Source organism: Agrobacterium sp. 10MFCol1.1 (assembly GCF_000381165.1).
In the GTDB taxonomy this organism is placed as follows: Bacteria; Pseudomonadota; Alphaproteobacteria; order Rhizobiales; family Rhizobiaceae; genus Agrobacterium; species Agrobacterium tumefaciens.
The window spans coordinates 26,315-44,226 of the sequence record NZ_KB906086.1; the positions used below are offsets into that span (position 1 = coordinate 26,315).

Here is a 17,912-nt window from a genome sequence, read left to right on the forward strand (position 1 = left end):
TATCGTCGACCACGGATGTACTGGCGGCGCAGAGAAGCAAAAGAAAGGTCGGTGCAGAGATGCGCTGGCCTTTTTTGTGGGTCTGGTTGTATCTTTCCCGTCATTCAACTTTTATTTTGTTGCCTTAGGAGCTAAATATGTATTGAGCGAATTGAGAAGGAATCGGCAATGAAGAGAGTGAACCTTCTTGAATATTTTGAGTTGGCAGAAAGTGTGATGTCTGCAAAGTCCGGGCTGAGCACGAATTCTTCAACTGAGGTTGCCTCGATCTATTTTTCGATCTCCGGATTGCTACCGCGACTGAATACATTTCTTAGTGACGACAACGGGTTCTCTGCTTCTAAGCATGCTGCATCGGAACTTTTGGCAGGGGTAAGCGGGTGGATTGATGAGAAAGTCTTCCCGGGTGGAGGCTTTTCGAGTGAAAGATTTGATAAGAAGATTGATCCGTGGGAGTGGGCTCAACTAAGAAAGAAGGTTGAGGCGTTCCGCACAGTATTTGAGGCCGAGTGCCATGGCGTTGATGTTTATTCACTTGGCCAAATATCAATTTATAAAACGCAGACCCTCGTTTCGAACGGCGCAAAGATAATTCCAGAAGAGTACCATAGTGACATACCAGCAGAGGCGCTCGCTGAGTTCGACAATGCTGGCAAATGTTTAGCATTCGACTTGCCGACATCCTGCGGTTTTCATGCGTTGAGAGGGCTGGAACTCGTTATGGACGCATACCTGGCTGCGTTTGGCGTCAATACGAAGCGGCTGAGAAGTTGGAATATGTATATTCAGGCCGCGAAAAAACTGATCGATGATGACAAGGCAAATTCGAAACCGTCTCCAAAGGTCGCCGCGATGCTCGACAGGATGCGGGAATTAGATCGAAATCCTCTGATGCATCCGAGGGACACCCTCGATACCCTTTCGGCCGATCAGCTTTATAAGCTGTGCGCAATTACCGTTGGCGAAATTGTTCGCGACATCCGTAAGCTCAAGAGCGGCGGCGCTGTGGCAAAAATCGCAAACAACGCTGGCGCATCGCTTCCCTCCATGCAACTCGAAAAATAGCAAATACAACTTCTAATGCTGCACGCATAGCGCATTATTTATCCGTGCACTAACTGTGCACATACGGGCGGAGACACCCGCACAGCGCTGCCCGGTTGGTGCACGTTTAGTAGGGTATATATTTATATATACCCCTACACGTGCAACCGTGCAGGGCGGTGTGCCGCGCGCACGGTTCTCATGATGATTTATTCGGGCAACGAGCAGCGGGCAGAAGGGCGGTCGTGATGCAACCTGCATTTCGACTGGAACTCGAATCAAGGTGGTCGCATTTGCGTGTTAGAAGGAGGGCACCATGCCAGACAACGAAACGCAGCCGTACACCGTCGAGCAACTGCAACAGGAATATTCGGTCAGCCTGCCAAAGGCCGTCGAGGTCATGGATCGCTTTGGCGGAGATCGACGGACGATCAAGAAGCTGATGAAGCGATGTCCGCACCGCGGTGACGAGCACTAAAAAACGACCGGCGTTCAGCCGGTCTTTTCTTTTGGCCAAAAAATATTTCACAAATTGACTACCCGTTTTCACTCCTATCTCGGAAAGTATGTGTGTCGCCACCACGACAACACCACACGAGGAGGCCAGCATGCAGCAAACCACCCGCATCAATGGCAAGCGCGTCATCATCCGTACTTCGCCAAAAGGCACTGTCACTTTCGCAGACGCACCCATCAAGGAAAGCGAAGGGCAGGCGGCTCAGGTCCGCGCCCTGCGGTCGCTGCCGGAGTACGGCCGCCAGTTCCTGCTCGCGGGTGACATGAACAGTGCCAAGCGCGGTCCACGTGCCCAGGCTGACGCTATCGCGACTGGCATGACGCCTGGCGAAGCTGACCTGCGGATCTACCTCAAGGGCGGTGTGCTGCGGATGATCGAGAACAAGGTCGGCAAAGGTCGGCTGTCTCCGGCACAGGTCGCGCGCCACGCATCACTCGTCAGACTGGGGCACCCGGTTGAAGTGGTGCGCTTCACGTCCACAGGTGAAGCGGCAAGCAAGGCCGTATCGCTGGTGCGCCAGTGGCTTGCTGACAACGACAACACCAAGCAGCAGTAACCGGCGCCTACCAAGCGCCAGCACCACAGGGGAGACGAGTATGGCCAGACATGGATCACTTGCAGAACAGCTTGCAGCAGTTCGCCGTTATGTAACGACACCAGACCATGAACCCGAGCCGCTACAGACGAACTGGTCGGTTGTTGCCGCGAACGACAACAATCCGGATGATGTCGAGGGTCTCAAGCATGACCGCAAAAGGCTGGTCACTCCGTCGGTAGCGGAAATCATGAAGAACGTTGCATCAGGTGAAGTGGAGAAAAACGAAGAAGGACAGACGATTCGCATCGGTCGACTTCGTTTCAGTGACGGGAACCAGACCGAAAGAGCGTTCAGGCTTACGATCGACGGAGGCGTTGAGGAATATGCCGCAAGGATGCCAGCAGGTGCGATGCTTGGTTCACGCGACAAGGTTGACGTTGCGCTTGGCGGTGACGAAAACCCACGTGAGGTGATCGAAAGCAACAACTACTTCGCCGAGATGCTGGACACCAAGAAGCCCAGATACGTCACAGGGCACAGGCACAAGGGCATTCGCATCAATCTCAACCACGACGAAGCCAAGGCGCAGTTGGCCAGGGCTTACGCCAACACCGACATGAGCAAAGTTACTTTCACCCGCTGCCCTGACGGGCTGCCATGCGGCTCCGCCAAGATTGCCGATAGCTTTCTGGGAATGCAAAAGACCACATGCGCTGGCGGCGGCTCAATGATGTGGCAGGACATCGTCACTGCGATGGCTGATCGCAAGGAGTGGTTCGATGCGGTTGACGAGCTAAAGGACGAGGACAGGGCGACGCTGGAAGCGGCAAGGACTGCCAAGAACATGGCGGAACTCGGGGCGAAGGCTGGGCATCAAGGCAAGCAGGCTGAACGCCAAGGCAAGCGACGATTGATTGCAGCCAATGATAATCTGATGGCTGCGCTGCGAAAGGCATCATCATAGCGTCCCTTTCCGCGATCTCGGAGAGAGTAGGGTGAAGGGGGCGCAACTAAGTTGCGAACCCCACTGCACTCCGAGCGCTATGCGTCGGGCCCATCGCCATGCTGCACTCGTTGCATCCTCTGAGCTTTGGGTAACTATCACGTGGAGTAGAGCAGCCCGGTAGCTCGCCAGCCTCATAAGCTGGAGGCCGTGAGTTCAAATCTCACCTCCGCAACCAGTCAGCAGGACAGGCCGTGGACGCGTAAGCCCTGATAACCGAACCGCACAATGCGGCCTGCTTCCCCATCCCATGCGCGTTCTCCTCCGCTTGCATGGTGATCGTGCGGCCCGTTCCCTTAATTGGTAGAGCGGGCCGCTTTTGTTTTTCTTAATTGTTGGCGGTTCCTTACGGCCTAGTGTCAGGCCTACCAGGTCTCTGCAGATCATCTGGAATCGGAATGTCGGTGCCGCCGCCACCGCCATCGGTAGGCTGCGGCCGATCAGGCCCACTTTCCACTCTGGCTGTCATTTCTCCTTGGCGCGGAAAATCGAACTTGATACGGCGACCAGATACAGAGCCATGTCGATCTCTAATACGCTCTAGAACTTCTTCGGTGGGTGTGTAGCTTTCAAACTTGGCAACCAGATCGCGGCCAAGATTTAAAGTTTTATTGTCGGCGCTAAAAACGATGTCCGGACAATGCGGAATGCTTGGCGTATTTGGTTCTAATGGTGCCGACGGCTCTGTCGGAAACATAGGCTTTATCGCTATCACCTTTGCGTTGGGTCGCTGGGGCAGAAACTGTTCGGCGATGCTTGGTGCGCGAATGTGGCCGACCGTGTATCCGTCTAGGTTAATCGCTGCAAAGTCTTCACGTAACTTAATTATATCAACTTGCGGACAAGTCTGCTGGCCTGGAACCTGTGTTAAGCCGATCGACGGCAAAAGTAACGAACACCCAACCGCAAAGCCTATCGACGTGAAAATACGAGTGCTGACCATCAGTTCCCCCTGAACTATAGCAGATAAAATAAGAATTGCACTCGATGATGTGTTTGTCGAGAGCCGCGAACTTCTTTTTATGCTGGCACACCAATGCCCAAACCCTACGGCCGCTCGGCCGAAGCTGCGCTCTACCGTCGAATGTACAAGACGGCACGATGGCAGCGCTTACGTTTGGCGCAGCTTGCTGCCGAGCCGCTATGCCGGTTCTGCCTGGCTGTCGAGGATGTCACCGAGGCAACTACGTGTGACCACGTCAAGCCGCACAAGGGCGACGAGGCTTTGTTCTACGACCCGAACAACCTGCAATCACTTTGCGCTCCATGCCACGACAAGCTGAAGGCTCGCATCGAGCGAGGCCAACAGGCCGTGGTCATTGGTGTTGATGGATATCCCGTCGAGGTCGGTGGGTAGGGGGTGCCTCGAAAGTGGCCGACCGACCACCGCAGGACCGCCGGGGTAACGCAATTCAAGTGCAAACACAGATTTTTGCCTAGCGCGTGCGCAAGTGCGCGTGCGCGAGGGGATTCCGCATGTCTGAAAAGAAAAGCCGTGTCGACAGCGTTGATGAGGCCGTGAGGATTGCCTCTGCGGCTTCTGAGGATATCCAGTTTCCTGAAAACGTGCCGCTCGACGACGGCGACGTCCCATTTTTCAAGAATGTCATTGCCGAATATGCCCGCGCCGATTGGTCGGCGCACCAGCTTGAAATTGCCGCGATGCTTGCCCGCACGATGGCAGACCTAGTGAGGGAGCAAGACCTGCTTCGCACTGAGGGCTCGGTCGCAGTCACTGAAAAAGGGACGCCCGTAGCCAACCCACGGAAATCCGTAGTCCAGATGCACGCTTCTTCCATCCTTTCGTTTCGCCGATCACTGGCGCTGCATGCGCGCGCCGTACAAGGCGAGGCGAGGGACGCGGCCAAGCGGCGAGACCAAGCCAAGGAGATCGAGGCAGGCGCGAGCGTGGATGACGAACTCCTAGCCTAATCGAGGTTGTGAATGCTTTCTGAGGCCGTGGTCGGCGCCATCAAGTGCGGCCCGATCCCGGTTCTGCGCGACTGGCGCGGACTGCCGACGTCGGAGCTAACGCGCGGCGAGAAGATGTGCCGCTTCATCGAAGAATATTTGGTCGTGCCAGAGGGCGCTCTCGTCGGGCAGCCGATAAGGCTGCTGAACTTCCAGGTGGCCTTCATCCTGTCAGTCTATGACAACCCGAACGGCACGTCGCGAGCGTATTTGTCGATCGCACGTAAGAATTCAAAGACGGCTACCATTGCTTGCCTCTTGCTCGGCCACGTGATTGGCCCAGAGGCGTTTCCGAACAGCCGTATCATGTCCGGCGCGCGATCCCGCGACCAGGCTGCTGAAGTCTTTAACTACGCCAGCAAGATGCTGATGATGTCGCCGCGCCTGAAGGGGCTGTATCGCATCGTCCCATCCGGCAAGATGATTGTCGGCTTGCGCAAGAACGTCGTCTACCGCGCCAGTTCGGCGGAAGCCAAGAGCGCGCACGGCGGTTCGCCACTGGTCGCCATCCTCGACGAGGTTGGCCAGATCAAGGGCCCGCACGACGACTTTGTCGAAGCGATCGTCACGTCGCAAGGCGCATACGGCGACAAGGCGATGATCTTCGCTATCTCGACGCAGGCAGCGACTGACGGCGACCTTTTCTCGCGATGGCTGGATGATGCCGAGACATCAAAAGTACCACGAACGGTTTCGCACCTTTACACGGCTCCGGCTGATTGCGACGTCCTCGACGAGGAAGCGTGGCAGGCCGCGAACCCTGCGCTTGGCAAGTTCAAGTCCGTTTCATCGGTTCGCGACGACGCTGAGCGCGCGGCTCGTATGCCGACTGAGGAGGCCAGCTTCCGTTGGCTCCATCTCAACCAAAGGATCGATGCCAATGCACCGTTTGTGTCTCCGGCTATTTGGCGAGCGTGTAACGCTCGAGTTGTGGACTTTGATGGTCTCCCTGTGTTTGGTGGGCTCGATCTTTCTGAGGTGAGCGACTTGACTGCTCTGGTGCTCATGGCGCCGAAAGAGCAGGACGGAAAGACCACCTGGCACGTAAAGCCGACGTTCTGGCTGCCCGGCGACGGGATACGCGCGAAGGCAAAGGCCGACCGCGTGCCGTACGATGTGTGGCATAAGGATGGGCATCTCGAAGCCGCCCCAGGCAGAACCGTCGACTACGAGTTCGTCGCGCATTACCTGCGCGACCGCTTCGAAGAGATGGACATCCGCAAGATTGCGTTCGACCGGTGGAACTTCCGACATCTGAAGCCATGGCTGCAAAAGGCTGGCTTCACCGACGATCAGCTTGAGGGCGATGATGCTGTATTCCAGCCGTTTGGGCAGGGATTCCAGTCGATGTCGCCAGCTCTCCGCGAGCTCGAAAGCATCATCCTCAACGGCAACCTTGCCCACGGCGACCATCCAGTGCTGACGATGTGCATGATGAATGCCACCATCAAAGCGGATCCTGCCGGCAATCGAAAGCTCGTCAAACATAACCGCGAACGCCGCATCGACGGCGCAGTCGCCTTGGCAATGGCAACGGCGATGGCCGGAACCTACGAGGTCGGCGATAGCGGCGACTTGGACGACTTCGTCAACAATATCATCTCTGTCACCTGGTGACGGGCAACCTAGTGGTGAGGCCTGATGGGCTTTTTTGAGAGATGGGTCGGAAGGCCTATCAAGCTCACCGACGGCGAGTTCTGGAGAGGCTTCTTTGGCCTTGGCACCACGTCTGGGGAGACAGTCACGATTGAGAGCGCCCTTTCGCTCGATGCGGTCTGGGCATGCGTCAACCTCGTGCAGAACGCGGCCGGTACCCTTCCTTGCATCGTTTACGGCGAGGACGGCGTGACTGTCGACAAGAACGCTGCGCTTTACGAGCTTCTGCACGACATGCCGAACATGGACGACACTGCGCCAGAGTTCTGGTCGATGGCGGCGATGTGCCTGCTGCTCGACGGCAATTTCTTCGCCGAAAAGAAGATGAACGGCGAGCGCCTCGTTGCACTTAATCCGCTTCACCCTTTGAACGTGGATGTGTGTCGCTCCAAAGATGGGCGGAACACGCGCTACTACGAGGTGACGGAAGACGGCAAAAAGCGCCGAGTGCCAGAGGGCAAGATGTTTCACGTCCGCGGCGTCCGTTTGCCTGGCTGTGATCGCGGCATGTCGCCGATCGGCGTGGTGCGCAATACGGTCGGGAGTGCATTGGCGGGCGAGAAGGTCGCCGGCCGCATGTTCAAGAACGGCCTGCTTTCTTCGCTCATCGTTAGCTCGGATCAGATTCTGAAGCCTGAGCAGCGCAAGCAGATATCCGACACGCTGACGCAATTCGCCGGTGCCGAGAAGGCTGGTGGGGTGACGGTATTGGAGGCTGGCTTCAAGCCGTATCCGATGTCGATCAACCCAAAGGATGCTCAATTCCTTGAGGCGAGGCAGTACAGCGTCGAGCAGATCTGCCGCATTTTCGGCGTTCCTCCCGTGATGATTGGTCACGCGGCAAATGGCACCACGACCTGGGGCAGCGGCATTGAGCAGCTGATCCTCCAATTCACTAAAACCTGCATGCGGCCGATGCTCAAGCGCATCGAAGCGGCAATTTATCGTGACTTGCTGGACGCAAAGACGAGGAAGACCACGAAGGTGAAGTTCAACATGGAAGAACTCTTGCGCGGCGACAGCACGGCGCGAGCAGAATTCCTGTCGAAGATGGTCACGAACGGCATCTACCTCGTCGATGAGGCTCGCTCTTACGAAGACAAGGCGCCAGTGGACGGCGGCAACAAGGCCATCGTGAACGGCACGATGACGCGCCTCGATACGCTTGGGAAGACCGAAACTCCGGCGCCAACGCCAGCAGCGCGCGCTGCATAAGGGAAAATCATGAAGTTTGAACACCTGATTTCGGTCTTTTTGGCCGAGCCTTGGGCTATTCAGCGCGAAAAACTGGGCGTTTTGGCTGATGTTTTGGTGGCGCGGGCCGAAGGTGAGAAGCTGTTTTCGTCCGAGTTCGCCGCCTCAATCGACGAGGCCCGAGCGAAGGAAATCGCGGAATCGACCGGCAGCGTCGCCATAATCCCGGTTTATGGGGTTCTGGCCGATAAAATGGACCTGTTTTCCGCGATGAGCGGCGGCACGTCCTATGCCGGCATCAAGAAAGCGCTGCACAAAGCGCTTTCGAACGAGGATATCAAGGCTGTCGTGCTCGACATCGACAGCCCCGGCGGCACGGTGCCCGGCACTGACGAGCTCGCAACCGAAATTCGCAAGCTACGCGGTGGCGAAAAGCCGATCATTGCGCAGGTCAACAGCCTTGCGGCAAGCGCTGCTTACTGGATTGCGGCGTCGGCCGACGAAATTGTCGTCACACCTTCCGGCCGTGCTGGTTCGATCGGCGTTTATACCGCCCATGATGACCTGTCGGCTGCCCTTGATCAGCGCGGCATCAAGCGCACCTACATTTCAGCCGGCAAGCACAAGGTTGAGGGTAACGAGACCGAGCCGCTCGGCAAGGACACGCTGGCCCACGTGCAGGACGGTGTGAACCGCTCGTACAATCGCTTCGTTGCAGCTGTCGCCGAAGGGCGCGGCGTGACGGTCAGCAAGGTTGAGGATGGCTACGGTCAGGGGCGCGTTTTCTACGCAGAAGCCCTCATGGACCGCGGCATGGTCGACCGTGTTGCGACGCTTGACGAGACTTTGGCCCGCTACGGCGCCGACGTTGAACCTGCGCCAGTGAGGCGCATCAAAGCCGCCAACGCTGCGAAGGCTGAGGCAGCGCAGACGCTGGTCGAGAAGATGTCCGCTGGCGAGCAAATCACAAAGCGCGAGTTCGAAAACGGCATCAGGGGACTGATGGGGTTGTCGGGCTCTGAGGCAGAGCGGGCCGCTCGGCTCTACCTCAAAGATGGTCAGGGGGCTCCTGACGTCGAGACGGATGCTGCTGCTTTGGCAGCCATTGAACGGCTTATCGCCGAAGCAAAATCACCACTCATTCGATAAAGGAGCCACTCATGGCTGATAATCAACTTGCCGATAAGATCGGCGAGCTCGGTACTTCGCTTGCGTCCATCAAGGAGCAGGTGGGCAACCTCGCAACCGACTTTACCACGAAGCTTGCCGCCAACGGCGAAGTTTCGGCGGAGCTGAAGGAAAAGACTGACAAGGCTCTGTCTGAACTTGGCGACGTTACGACCCGCCTCGGCGAGATGGAGAAGCGAGCCGCTCGAGAAAACGAGATCGGCGAAAACGAGCAGAAGTCGCTAGGTGACCTCGTCATCGATTCTGCCGAGTTCAAGGCCGGAATGCTCACCGGCGCATCTCGTGGCTCGATTCGCGTGAAGGCCGACCGCGCTGCCATCACCTCTGCCAATACCACCGTCGGCGCCGGCCGCTCTCAGGGTACGTCTCTGGTTCCCGGCGCGCGTGTTCCTGGCATCTTTGGTCTGCCTGAGCGCCAGCTGACGATCCGCGACCTGGTTTTGCCCGGCCAGACTGCTTCGAGTTCGATCGAATACGTCAAGGAAACCGGCTACACGAACAACGCTGCACCGGTCGCTGAAACGACTGCGAAGCCTTATTCGGATCTGACGTTCGACATGACGTCCGCGCCGGTTCGTACGATCGCGCACCTGTTTAAGGCCTCCCGCCAGATCCTGGACGACGCGCCAGCGCTTCGCTCCTACATCGACGGCCGCGCTCGCTACGGTTTGCGCTTCGCCGAAGAAAATCAGCTGCTGAATGGCTCTGGCACCGGCCAGAACATCCATGGCCTGGTTCCGCAGGCTACCGCGTTCAACCCGGCGTTCGCTGCCGCAGACGAAACCGGCATCGACCGTCTCCGTCTGGCTGTTCTGCAGGTCGTTCTCGCTGAGTATCCGGCAACCGCGTTCGTTCTGAACCCGATCGACTGGGCGAAGATTGAGCTGACCAAGGACGCCGGCGGCAACTACATCATCGGCAACCCGCAGGGCTCGCTCACTCCGACGCTCTGGAACCTACCGGTTGTTTCGACGCAGGCCATGGCCGCAGGCGAGTTCCTCACCGGTGCGTTCAGCTTCGCAGCCCAGATCTTCGACCGCATGGAAATCGAGGTTCTGCTTTCCAGCGAGAACGTCGACGACTTCGAGAAGAACATGTTCACCATCCGCGCTGAAGAGCGTCTGGCGTTCGCAGTCTATCGCCCCGAGTCCTTCGTGACTGGCGATGTCGAAGGCGCCTGATTAATCTGAGGGGAGCTTCGGCTCCCCTTCCTTGAAAGGGAGTGAACATGACCGATTTTCTAGAAGTGAAAGCCAAGCGCACGTTTGCCGTTGGCAAAGAGCTAAAGAGCAAAAAGAGCGATCCATTCAAGGTCGAGGCGGGCGAGGCGAAGCAGCTCGAAGAGCTGGGCTTGGTAGACATCATCGGCGAGGTTAAGGCTGACGCCTCTGTTGAAGACGACGCCGCGGATGAAGCCGCTGACAAGCCGGTGATCTCCTCTGCTCGCTCGACGAAGAAGAAGGACAAACCCGATGCTGTCAACGAAGGTTCGTAAGCGCAGGGTCGCATCCTATATCGGCGCCGGTATCGTCAACGGTATCGGCTCGCCGGTGAATTCTATCGCGCCTGCAATCACGGGCACGGCGCAGGTTGGACAGACGCTAACGTCTACCGCCGGCACGTGGACCGGCTCGCCGACCTATGCACGGCAGTGGTTCGCGGCGGGCGTCGCAATCGCTGGAGCGACGGCGGCGACCTATGTTCCGGTCGTGGGTGACGTCGGCAAGGCCATCACGGTTCGCGTAACCGCCACGAATGCCAAGGGCAGCGTGCCTGTCACAAGCGCGCCGACTGCCGCAGTAGTGGCGGCCTGATATGGCCATTGTCGATCTCGAAACCGTCAAAAAGCATCTCCGTGTCTTTCATGAAGATGAAGATATGGAGATCGGCCTCTATCGCGACGCCGCTGAAAGCATCGTTACGCAGCATCTTGATCGCGAAGTCGTAGCCGCAGGCGAAACACCCACGGCCGCCGACGGCATCGCTGCAGCGCCGGCAATCGTGTCGGCAATCCTTCTCGTGACCGGCGATCTCTACGAGGTGCGCGAGCCAGACCCGAAGGCAGCGGGCGACGCGGTTCTTCCGCGAGCGGTACGGATGCTTCTGGCTCCGTGGCGTGTCTGGCGAACAGTTGCGGACGACTATGTGGCTCCGATTCCATGAACCGTTCGACTGGCGCCAGCCAGGCTTCACCATCGCCTATCCGCCTGGCCTCTACAACGTCACGCGCAAATGCGCCGCGGCTGCGATAGCGGCTAAGGCCGCTGAACCCACCAAGGATCGACCGAATGCCAAAACGCAAGAGATCCGGAGCGGGATCGCTCAGTGAGCGCATCGTTTTTGAGGCCGAGGTCGAGGGTGATGACGGGTATGGTGGCGTTGTCGTCGGCTTCGCGGAGCAATTCGTAGAGCCCGCACGTCTTGAGCCGCGCGTCGGCAGCGAGCCTGTCATCGCAAGCCGCCTTCAGGGCTTGCAGCCCTACACCATGACCGTCCGTAGCAACGAACGCACGCGCACCATCACGCCCGCGTGGCAGGCGCGGAATAAGCGGTCTGGCGTGGTCTACGCAATCAAGGCTGCGGTCAACATCGACGAGCGCAATCAGTGGATTGAACTGCTGGTGGTGCAGGGGGAAGCTTCGTGATTAAAGCAAAGGTTCTGGGCCGCGAGGCGCTAACGAAAAAGCTCAATCAGGTCGCTCCGCTCGCCAACAAATACGCCGCCGAAGCGAAGCTACAGATCGCTACCGAGGCCGCCGATAAAATCTCCGACCGGGCGCCGATAAGTAACAGCGCAACGGCTGGTGATTACGCCGCCTCGATACAGGGCGGCAAGATTTCTGACAGACCGAGCGCAAAGGCCCTCGTCGGAGCAACAGCCAGCAAGGATCCGGACGCGACCGGAGTTTTCGCTGCGTGGATTTGGCATTTTTTGGAATTTGGTACGCGGCCGCACAACGTTGCAAAGGGTGGCGGTACGGTTGCAGGCAAGAAGCAGGCGGCCGGCGCAAAGATGCACCCTGGCACGAGGGCGCAACCGCATATTTTCCCGACATGGCGCGCGTTTAGGGCCATGGCGAAAAAACGTATCAATGATGCCGTCTGGCGAGGCGTGAGGGAGGCCATGAAAAAGTAATGGCTAACCCAGATCTCGAACTCCAGGGCGCCATCGTTGCTAGACTAAAGGCGCGAGCCGGTCTGACGGCGAAGGTGGCTCAAAGGGTTTACGACAGGCCTCCCACCAACACTCCGTTTCCGTACGTCGAATACGGCGAAAGCCAAGTGATTAGAGATGACGTCGGCTGTCTGAAGTCGAACCTCATCTACGTGACGATCCACGTTTGGTCGCAATATTCCGGAGGCTTTAAGGAGCTGAAGGAAATCATTCACGAGGTCGTCGAGGCGTTGGATGAAGCACCCTTAGTGCTGCCCTCACATCGATTGATATCGATTACGCGGCAAGGCACCCGTCATTTCAAAGACCCGGATGAAGTTACGACGCATGGCGTCGTCGAATTTGTCGCGCGCGTCGAGACACCGGCCTGATTGGCCATTAACCCCTAAATTTTGAGGTTTACTCATGGCCGACGGTCAACAGATTGGTCGTACGCTGCTCATCCAGATCGGTGACGGCGAAACTCCTGAAGTCTTTTCGAACCTGTGCGGTCTCACGACCCGCAGTTTCAATATGTCCGCCAACGAGGTCGATACGACTATCACGGACTGCGTCAATCCGGCGAATACTCCGCAGAAAACGGCAGAGCCCGGCATCAAGAACCGCACGTTTTCCGGTTCAGGCAAGTTCGTGAAAAGTACTTCGAACACTGCGTTCATGGTCCACGTCAACGACGCCACGAAGTTCACTGCTAAGGTGATCGTTCCCGGTCTTGGTACTTACACCGGCCCTTGGTTCGTTTCTGAATTCGAGTTCAGCGGCGAGATGGAGGGCAACATGGAATTCACGGCCACGTTCGTTGCTGCTGGCGTTCTGACATTCGTTGCGGAGGTGTAATTTGGCCGATGCTGAAAAGCCGTTCCCGCTTGAAGTGAATGGTGCGCGAGGCGAAGTCGGCCTGTTCGTTGGCAAGGTGCCGCTGGTTATCGTTGCGGAGATGGGCGGTCTTGCCGCTGTGTCTTCGCGCCTTTCCTGCAAGAGCATGTCCGATTTGTTTCTTCGTCTTTCGGGCGTTGAACCGGCCGCTACCGTGGCAGCTTTAGATCTGCTTACCGTGCGTGGCGACAAGATCGCGGCCATCGGCGCGCTGAAGCTGAAGCACTTCGGCGCCGTGGCCAAGGCGATTTCCGAGGCGCTGTCTCATCATTTCGATGAGGACGACGAGGGAAACGGGGAAGCCGCTCAAAAGGCGGCATAGAAGAACCTTTCCCCTGGCGCGACTGGCAAAAGATCGCATTCGGCGGCCTCGGCTGGACCCCAGGAATATTCTGGTCGTCCAGCCTGACCGAGTTCACCCTTGCGGTGAAGGGCAAGGCCGAAGCGAACGGCGGCAAGAAAGCCGTGGCTCCCCCGTCAGACGCCGAGATGGACGAGTTGATCAAGAAGTATGGTGGTTAGGCTAAGCCGGGTTCGGCTTAGCTGAGCAGTCGACCGCGGCGAAGGTCGTGTTCTCATGATTCTTCACGCTTTCGCGGTAGACGCTGCATCCGGTAGCCTTTTCGATCGCTTTAGTGTTCCGAACCCAAACCATCGGATCGAGCATCAGGAATGACTGGTCTTTTGGATTGTTCGGCATCGCCTTGTAGGAGCCAGCCTTGTTGCCCATGGGGGAGACTGAGAATTCGATGCCGTCAATCTCGACGACTTGCCCGTTTGGATAGTACTGCTCCATTTTGGTGCAGCCCGTAAGGACTGCGGCCATTGAGGCCGCCATTGCCATCGCTTTTTTCATGGTACCCCCCAAAGATATTATGCTGGCTTTAGCTTAACAGCCGTACCCGTCGCCGCGACAAAGAGTATGCCTCCGGTGCCGCCGGTCGTCAGTTGATTGTAATCCAGGTCAACAGAGATGACGGCGTCCGCTCCGACCTCATAGGCTTCTGACCTAAGGCCATCCAAACATGCGAGACGTGCCTCTTTTAGTGAGGCTTGGGAAGCGTTTGCCCGACCACCCACAAAGTCCCGCCAATTGTTGGCCACGTCTTTGTAAATGCTCATGCCCAATGCGGCTTCCGACGCTACTATCGATATGACGCTCTCAACCTGCCGATTTGGCACGTCGATTGACGTCGTCATGATAATTGACTGCTTTTTTGCGTCGCCATCGCTCTTCGCGAGCACTTCCTCGCAGTCAACGCAGTGACCGTCCTTACCGCCCAGATAATAGTCCGAACCGCACCGTTTGCACTTGGGCATATCCATCCCTTTCGGCTCGCTCCTGGCGGGCCTTTTCACGTTAGGACACCGACTTGGCCGGTAATAATAATGATGATCTGATTATCTCAATCAGCACCGACCTTGCAACCGTAAAGCGTGCCCTAAACAGGCTGGTGTCGGACGTAGGCGCGGCATCCAGTGGCATTGAGAAACGTTTTGCCGCGACTGGGAAGTCGATCAACAATTCGCTCACCACGTCGATGCAGGATCGCATCAACAGTATGGTGGGTATTGGGACGACGGCAGCAAAAGAATGGAACGGGGTTCTCGCTGATCAGCAGAAAGAGCTTGATCGCCTCCGCGCCAAATACAGCCCGTTGTTCGCTACAATTTCTAATTATAGGAACGCCGTCGCCGAGATCCGGCAGGCACATGCTGCCGGCGCCATTTCTGCTAATGAGATGGCCTCGGCAATTCAACGGGAGCGACAGGCCGCCCTTGCTTCGACTGCGGCCATCAAGGGCCGTAACGCCGCACTGAAGGCAACAGTTACAACGAGTAGCGGCAACAGCTTCAATACCGCAAACATTGCCGCTCAGTTCCAGGACATCGGCGTGACGGCAGCGATGGGGATGTCACCCATCCAGATCGCCCTGCAGCAGGGCACCCAGCTTTCGGCCGTCCTGCAGCAGATTAAAGATAGCGGGCAGGGTGTCGGCCAAGGTCTTGCGGCTGCATTTGCGTCGGTAATTTCTCCGTTGTCGCTGGTAACGATCGGCGTCATCGCCGCAGGCACAGCGGCATTTCAGTACTTTTCGACGATAATGAGCGAAGGCGATAAGTCCGCCGAAGTGCTCAAAGAGCAGGCTGCGCTGATTGCTGCTGTCGCCGAACGCTGGGGCGATGCCGTCCCCGCTTTACGCGACTACGCTGACCAGCTGAAGCGTGCGCAGGACAATGCCGACCTCAGCAAGGGCGCTGACATTGTAAATACCAACACGCTTGCTGACGTCCGCAAAGAGGTCGAGAGCACACGCGCCACTATTGCTGATCTGGTCTCGCAACTTCAGTCTGCAGGTGAAGAAGCTGACGTTATCAAGAACCTCCAGTCAGCATTCAACGACTTCGCGAAGGCTGCCGAAGAAGGCAAGGCGCAGACTGAAGATGTGGACCGTGTGCAGTCGGCCCTCAGTGCGGCGATAAACAGCACCGGCATTCCTGCACTCGCTGAGTTCGCCAAATACTTTTCCACGCTATCGGCAGCTGCGCTGTCGGCCGCTGACAGCGTCCAGAAAGTCAACGACGCAACGTCTGTAGCAACCTCCAGGATCAATGATCCGAGGACGTGGCGCGGAGCAGGCCAGCAGGATTCACAATTCGGCGCAGACGCCACAATCCAAGGAACTCAGTTTCCCCTACCGGATAACGGCCCGACACCAGATCGACGCCCGTCCGATCTGGACACAGACAAAAACAGGGGTTTCGGCACACCCAAGCGGGCGAGAACTCCGCAAAAGACCGCATCCGACCGCTTCGCGGAAGACCTTCAGGCAGTTCGCGATCGAACCGAAGCGTTGCGCCAAGAAATGAACCTTATTGGCTTGTCCAATGAGGCTCAAGTCAAGCGCCGTACAGCCCTTGACCTAGAGCAAAAGGCACTCGCTGACCTTCGCGAAGAGGCGCGCAAGAAGGGCGAAAAAGACTTGGAAAGCATTACGCTTTCGCCCGACAAGATTGCCGCGATCGAGCAGGAGTCTGCTGCATATGCTCGGCAATCTGAGGCGCTTAGGAAAGCGCAAGAGGAACAGCAGAAGCTGAATGAGTGGAACAACGTCGCGAGAGATGCAACGCGCGGCTTTATCGACGATCTGATTCATGGCGAGAGTGCCGCGGACGCGTTTGCTGGCGCACTCAGTCGGATCGGCGACGCACTACTCGACGACGTGCTCGCCAGCTTGTTCAAGGTAAACAGTGCAGCTGGCGGCAGTGGCGGCCTCCTGAGTAGCTTCCTCGGCCTGTTTGGCGGCGGCGGGTTTGCTTCTCTTCCAATGACGGGGCCGGTTCCTACCGCAAGACCCGGCTTCTCAGATGGCGGCTATACCGGCGACGGTGGCAAATACCAGCCGGCCGGCGTCGTTCATAAAGGCGAGTACGTCTTTGACAAGGCTGCGGTTCAAGCTGCCGGCGGCCCCGCCGCGATGGAGGCAATGCGGCGCAATCTCAAAGGCTACGCCAACGGTGGCCCTGTCGGGATTTCGGTTCCGTCAATCCCGTCGCTGCGCCCGGCAAACGACAATGCCGTAAAGATCAACTACGCGCCTGTCATTGACGCGCGCGGGGCTGATGCTGAGGCTGTGGCCCGACTTGAGAGGGTAGTCGCAAAGCATGGCGCCGAAATGCAGGGCCGCGTCGAGGCGGCTGTGCGATCGGCTCAAAAACGAAACGTGAAGTTGGGGTAGGGCGACGCAGTGAAAAGCGAGGGTGGCGGGTTAGCCTGAGGCTTTCTCGTCTTTTGTTGGGATAAAGACGGTTTTCTTTCGACCTCTAGCCTTGATGCCGCCCTGAGTGAAAACCCGACCCGATATACTTTCCTTGGCTATTACCTTACTGAATTTGAGCATTTCCGCAGGATAGCTGATGATGCCATGATGCCTCACGGGCGCGCTTTTCACGATACGCCCCTCAGTGAAAAGATGTTCCACCTCGGAAGGCGGCGGCTCCGGTATCGTCTCAAAATAAAGAAAACTTTCTTCGCCGACCCCGCCGACCTCATGGCCATTTTCATCAAAGAAATGAAGTTCATCACCTATCATCGTAGCGATTCGAAGGGTCGAGGGCTGATTATGTAACCTGCGTCCAGATTTTCTAAACGCGTTACGTTCAACGTCTTCTTCAAGTGCGTCGGTATCAGTATCAGTATCAGCATCCGCAATTGGGGACTTGGCCGGATCTAATGCTTGGACATCTGTAGCCGTAGCCTCAACCTCGTTCATTCGCGCCAGAATTTCTTCCCGTTGCATCCGCAACGTTTTGATATCGCGCCTAGATAGCAACCATGCCCCGGCCCCTAAGACTGCGGGGACTAAAAAAAGGCTAAGACCTATGAGGGCGTACATCAAATGATCTCCATCAGGTATTTTCGACCTTGCAGGTGGAGGAAAAATGCCATCGACATACAAAATATAGCACCAATGCTGATGAACGCCAAACTTTCCAGCCTCCATTCCAAGCCATAGAGTAACGCAAGGGCCGGCGTCAGGATGCCTGATGTTATGCAGGCAGTCGAAGCTCGATCAAATGAGTTAGCTATAAATTTCGCCTGTTCGTTATGTTGGGCTGCCGAAATTTGTTTGGGCGCTGAGGCAGTGGACATCGAATTACGGTCTCGGTTCAGGCTTTGCGTCAGGGATAGCTTCGGTGGAAATCTACATGATTGCCCAGATGCGAAAATAAGCACACCCACACGCAA

25 protein-coding genes and 1 tRNA gene are annotated in these 17,912 nt (G+C 57.2%); 21 read left to right on the forward strand and 5 right to left on the reverse strand.

Going from position 1 to position 17,912, the window contains the following annotated elements; translation table 11 throughout:
* The first annotated feature begins 168 nt into the window (after positions 1-168).
* The 5 genes from F617_RS0125635 (at position 169) to F617_RS0125655 (ending at position 3,280) form a co-directional block, all read left to right on the forward strand.
* Positions 169-1,065 carry a hypothetical protein gene (locus F617_RS0125635; protein ID WP_019567254.1) on the forward strand — a complete coding sequence of 299 codons (897 nt, stop codon included), beginning with the start codon at positions 169-171 and terminating at the stop codon, positions 1,063-1,065.
* Between the two features lie 295 nt (positions 1,066-1,360).
* Entirely contained in the window at positions 1,361-1,522 is a 162-nt protein-coding gene (locus F617_RS28765) for a hypothetical protein (protein WP_019567255.1), read from the forward strand.
* Between the two features lie 130 nt (positions 1,523-1,652).
* Positions 1,653-2,117: a VRR-NUC domain-containing protein gene (locus F617_RS0125645; RefSeq protein ID WP_196811695.1), complete on the forward strand. Its 465-nt coding sequence runs from the start codon at positions 1,653-1,655 to the stop codon at positions 2,115-2,117.
* Positions 2,118-2,157: 40 nt separating this feature from the next.
* Positions 2,158-3,063: a hypothetical protein gene (locus tag F617_RS0125650; RefSeq protein WP_019567257.1), complete on the forward strand. Its 906-nt coding sequence runs from the start codon at positions 2,158-2,160 to the stop codon at positions 3,061-3,063.
* Positions 3,064-3,203: 140 nt separating this feature from the next.
* A tRNA-Met gene (locus F617_RS0125655) sits at positions 3,204-3,280 on the forward strand.
* 168 nt (positions 3,281-3,448) lie between these two features.
* Here F617_RS0125655 and F617_RS28500 read toward each other — a convergent pair.
* Entirely contained in the window at positions 3,449-4,045 is a 597-nt protein-coding gene (locus F617_RS28500) for a hypothetical protein (RefSeq protein WP_155846293.1), read from the reverse strand.
* A 93-nt stretch (positions 4,046-4,138) separates the two neighbouring features.
* Here F617_RS28500 and F617_RS0125660 point away from each other — a divergent pair, with 93 nt between their 5' ends.
* From F617_RS0125660 to F617_RS28175, 15 genes are all read left to right on the forward strand, one after another.
* A complete protein-coding gene (locus F617_RS0125660) occupies positions 4,139-4,459 on the forward strand; it encodes an HNH endonuclease signature motif containing protein (protein WP_019567258.1) in 321 nt (106 codons plus the stop codon).
* Between the two features lie 119 nt (positions 4,460-4,578).
* Positions 4,579-5,034 carry a hypothetical protein gene (locus F617_RS0125665; protein WP_019567259.1) on the forward strand — a complete coding sequence of 152 codons (456 nt, stop codon included), beginning with the start codon at positions 4,579-4,581 and terminating at the stop codon, positions 5,032-5,034.
* 12 nt (positions 5,035-5,046) lie between these two features.
* Positions 5,047-6,690, forward strand: a complete 1,644-nt coding sequence (locus F617_RS0125670) for a terminase large subunit (RefSeq protein WP_019567260.1) — start codon at positions 5,047-5,049, stop codon at positions 6,688-6,690.
* Between the two features lie 24 nt (positions 6,691-6,714).
* Complete coding sequence (locus F617_RS0125675) at positions 6,715-7,944, forward strand: phage portal protein (RefSeq protein WP_019567261.1); 1,230 nt, start codon at positions 6,715-6,717, stop codon at positions 7,942-7,944.
* Between the two features lie 9 nt (positions 7,945-7,953).
* Positions 7,954-9,072 carry a S49 family peptidase gene (locus F617_RS0125680; RefSeq protein ID WP_019567262.1) on the forward strand — a complete coding sequence of 373 codons (1,119 nt, stop codon included), beginning with the start codon at positions 7,954-7,956 and terminating at the stop codon, positions 9,070-9,072.
* Positions 9,073-9,083: 11 nt separating this feature from the next.
* A complete protein-coding gene (locus tag F617_RS0125685; protein ID WP_019567263.1) occupies positions 9,084-10,292 on the forward strand; it encodes a phage major capsid protein in 1,209 nt (402 codons plus the stop codon).
* Between the two features lie 47 nt (positions 10,293-10,339).
* Positions 10,340-10,606, forward strand: a complete 267-nt coding sequence (locus F617_RS0125690) for a hypothetical protein (RefSeq protein WP_019567264.1) — start codon at positions 10,340-10,342, stop codon at positions 10,604-10,606.
* A complete protein-coding gene (locus F617_RS0125695; protein WP_019567265.1) occupies positions 10,584-10,925 on the forward strand; it encodes a hypothetical protein in 342 nt (113 codons plus the stop codon). The genes F617_RS0125690 and F617_RS0125695 overlap by 23 nt, the downstream gene beginning before the upstream one ends.
* Before the next feature lies 1 nt (position 10,926).
* Positions 10,927-11,274, forward strand: a complete 348-nt coding sequence (locus tag F617_RS0125700) for a head-tail connector protein (protein ID WP_019567266.1) — start codon at positions 10,927-10,929, stop codon at positions 11,272-11,274.
* 125 nt (positions 11,275-11,399) lie between these two features.
* Positions 11,400-11,756, forward strand: coding sequence for a head-tail adaptor protein (locus F617_RS0125705; RefSeq protein ID WP_019567267.1), 357 nt, complete (start codon positions 11,400-11,402; stop codon positions 11,754-11,756).
* A complete protein-coding gene (locus F617_RS0125710; RefSeq protein WP_019567268.1) occupies positions 11,753-12,247 on the forward strand; it encodes an HK97 gp10 family phage protein in 495 nt (164 codons plus the stop codon). The genes F617_RS0125705 and F617_RS0125710 overlap by 4 nt, the downstream gene beginning before the upstream one ends.
* Positions 12,247-12,657 (forward strand): DUF3168 domain-containing protein, encoded by a 411-nt coding sequence (locus tag F617_RS0125715; RefSeq protein ID WP_019567269.1) that lies wholly within the window; start codon positions 12,247-12,249, stop codon positions 12,655-12,657. Before F617_RS0125710 ends, F617_RS0125715 begins: the two co-directional genes overlap by 1 nt.
* A 34-nt stretch (positions 12,658-12,691) precedes the next feature.
* A complete protein-coding gene (locus F617_RS0125720; protein WP_019567270.1) occupies positions 12,692-13,123 on the forward strand; it encodes a phage tail tube protein in 432 nt (143 codons plus the stop codon).
* 1 nt (position 13,124) lies between these two features.
* Positions 13,125-13,484 (forward strand): hypothetical protein, encoded by a 360-nt coding sequence (locus F617_RS0125725; RefSeq protein ID WP_019567271.1) that lies wholly within the window; start codon positions 13,125-13,127, stop codon positions 13,482-13,484.
* A complete protein-coding gene (locus tag F617_RS28175; RefSeq protein WP_081626792.1) occupies positions 13,481-13,684 on the forward strand; it encodes a phage tail assembly chaperone in 204 nt (67 codons plus the stop codon). Before F617_RS0125725 ends, F617_RS28175 begins: the two co-directional genes overlap by 4 nt.
* Position 13,685: 1 nt before the next feature.
* Here the strand turns inward: F617_RS28175 and F617_RS0125730 are convergent, their stop codons facing one another.
* Both F617_RS0125730 and F617_RS0125735 read right to left on the reverse strand, forming a co-directional pair.
* Positions 13,686-14,018 carry a hypothetical protein gene (locus F617_RS0125730; RefSeq protein ID WP_245260864.1) on the reverse strand — a complete coding sequence of 111 codons (333 nt, stop codon included), beginning with the start codon at positions 14,016-14,018 and terminating at the stop codon, positions 13,686-13,688.
* A gap of 17 nt (positions 14,019-14,035) precedes the next feature.
* Positions 14,036-14,488, reverse strand: a complete 453-nt coding sequence (locus F617_RS0125735) for a YbjQ family protein (RefSeq protein WP_019567273.1) — start codon at positions 14,486-14,488, stop codon at positions 14,036-14,038.
* 47 nt (positions 14,489-14,535) lie between these two features.
* On the opposite strand from F617_RS0125735, the gene F617_RS0125740 reads away from it, so the two are divergent.
* Entirely contained in the window at positions 14,536-16,902 is a 2,367-nt protein-coding gene (locus F617_RS0125740; protein ID WP_019567274.1) for a phage tail length tape measure family protein, read from the forward strand.
* A 30-nt stretch (positions 16,903-16,932) separates the two neighbouring features.
* On the opposite strand, the gene F617_RS0125745 is transcribed toward F617_RS0125740, so the two are convergent.
* On the reverse strand, positions 16,933-17,559 hold the full coding sequence (locus F617_RS0125745; protein WP_019567275.1) for a hypothetical protein: 627 nt from the start codon (positions 17,557-17,559) through the stop codon (positions 16,933-16,935).
* Positions 17,559-17,816, reverse strand: a complete 258-nt coding sequence (locus tag F617_RS27360) for a hypothetical protein (protein ID WP_019567276.1) — start codon at positions 17,814-17,816, stop codon at positions 17,559-17,561. The genes F617_RS0125745 and F617_RS27360 overlap by 1 nt, the downstream gene beginning before the upstream one ends.
* Positions 17,817-17,912 lie beyond the last annotated feature (96 nt).

Coding starts and splice junctions, on each gene's coding strand:
- F617_RS0125635 (WP_019567254.1), top strand. CDS start 169: ATGAAGAGAGTGAACCTTCTTGAATATTTTGAGTTGGCAGAAAGTGTG.
- F617_RS28765 (WP_019567255.1), top strand. CDS start 1,361: ATGCCAGACAACGAAACGCAGCCGTACACCGTCGAGCAACTGCAACAG.
- F617_RS0125645 (WP_196811695.1), top strand. CDS start 1,653: ATGCAGCAAACCACCCGCATCAATGGCAAGCGCGTCATCATCCGTACT.
- F617_RS0125650 (WP_019567257.1), top strand. CDS start 2,158: ATGGCCAGACATGGATCACTTGCAGAACAGCTTGCAGCAGTTCGCCGT.
- F617_RS28500 (WP_155846293.1), bottom strand. CDS start 4,045: ATGGTCAGCACTCGTATTTTCACGTCGATAGGCTTTGCGGTTGGGTGT.
- F617_RS0125660 (WP_019567258.1), top strand. CDS start 4,139: ATGCCCAAACCCTACGGCCGCTCGGCCGAAGCTGCGCTCTACCGTCGA.
- F617_RS0125665 (WP_019567259.1), top strand. CDS start 4,579: ATGTCTGAAAAGAAAAGCCGTGTCGACAGCGTTGATGAGGCCGTGAGG.
- F617_RS0125670 (WP_019567260.1), top strand. CDS start 5,047: ATGCTTTCTGAGGCCGTGGTCGGCGCCATCAAGTGCGGCCCGATCCCG.
- F617_RS0125675 (WP_019567261.1), top strand. CDS start 6,715: ATGGGCTTTTTTGAGAGATGGGTCGGAAGGCCTATCAAGCTCACCGAC.
- F617_RS0125680 (WP_019567262.1), top strand. CDS start 7,954: ATGAAGTTTGAACACCTGATTTCGGTCTTTTTGGCCGAGCCTTGGGCT.
- F617_RS0125685 (WP_019567263.1), top strand. CDS start 9,084: ATGGCTGATAATCAACTTGCCGATAAGATCGGCGAGCTCGGTACTTCG.
- F617_RS0125690 (WP_019567264.1), top strand. CDS start 10,340: ATGACCGATTTTCTAGAAGTGAAAGCCAAGCGCACGTTTGCCGTTGGC.
- F617_RS0125695 (WP_019567265.1), top strand. CDS start 10,584: ATGCTGTCAACGAAGGTTCGTAAGCGCAGGGTCGCATCCTATATCGGC.
- F617_RS0125700 (WP_019567266.1), top strand. CDS start 10,927: ATGGCCATTGTCGATCTCGAAACCGTCAAAAAGCATCTCCGTGTCTTT.
- F617_RS0125705 (WP_019567267.1), top strand. CDS start 11,400: ATGCCAAAACGCAAGAGATCCGGAGCGGGATCGCTCAGTGAGCGCATC.
- F617_RS0125715 (WP_019567269.1), top strand. CDS start 12,247: ATGGCTAACCCAGATCTCGAACTCCAGGGCGCCATCGTTGCTAGACTA.
- F617_RS0125720 (WP_019567270.1), top strand. CDS start 12,692: ATGGCCGACGGTCAACAGATTGGTCGTACGCTGCTCATCCAGATCGGT.
- F617_RS0125730 (WP_245260864.1), bottom strand. CDS start 14,018: ATGAAAAAAGCGATGGCAATGGCGGCCTCAATGGCCGCAGTCCTTACG.
- F617_RS0125735 (WP_019567273.1), bottom strand. CDS start 14,488: ATGGATATGCCCAAGTGCAAACGGTGCGGTTCGGACTATTATCTGGGC.
- F617_RS0125745 (WP_019567275.1), bottom strand. CDS start 17,559: ATGTACGCCCTCATAGGTCTTAGCCTTTTTTTAGTCCCCGCAGTCTTA.
- F617_RS27360 (WP_019567276.1), bottom strand. CDS start 17,816: ATGTCCACTGCCTCAGCGCCCAAACAAATTTCGGCAGCCCAACATAAC.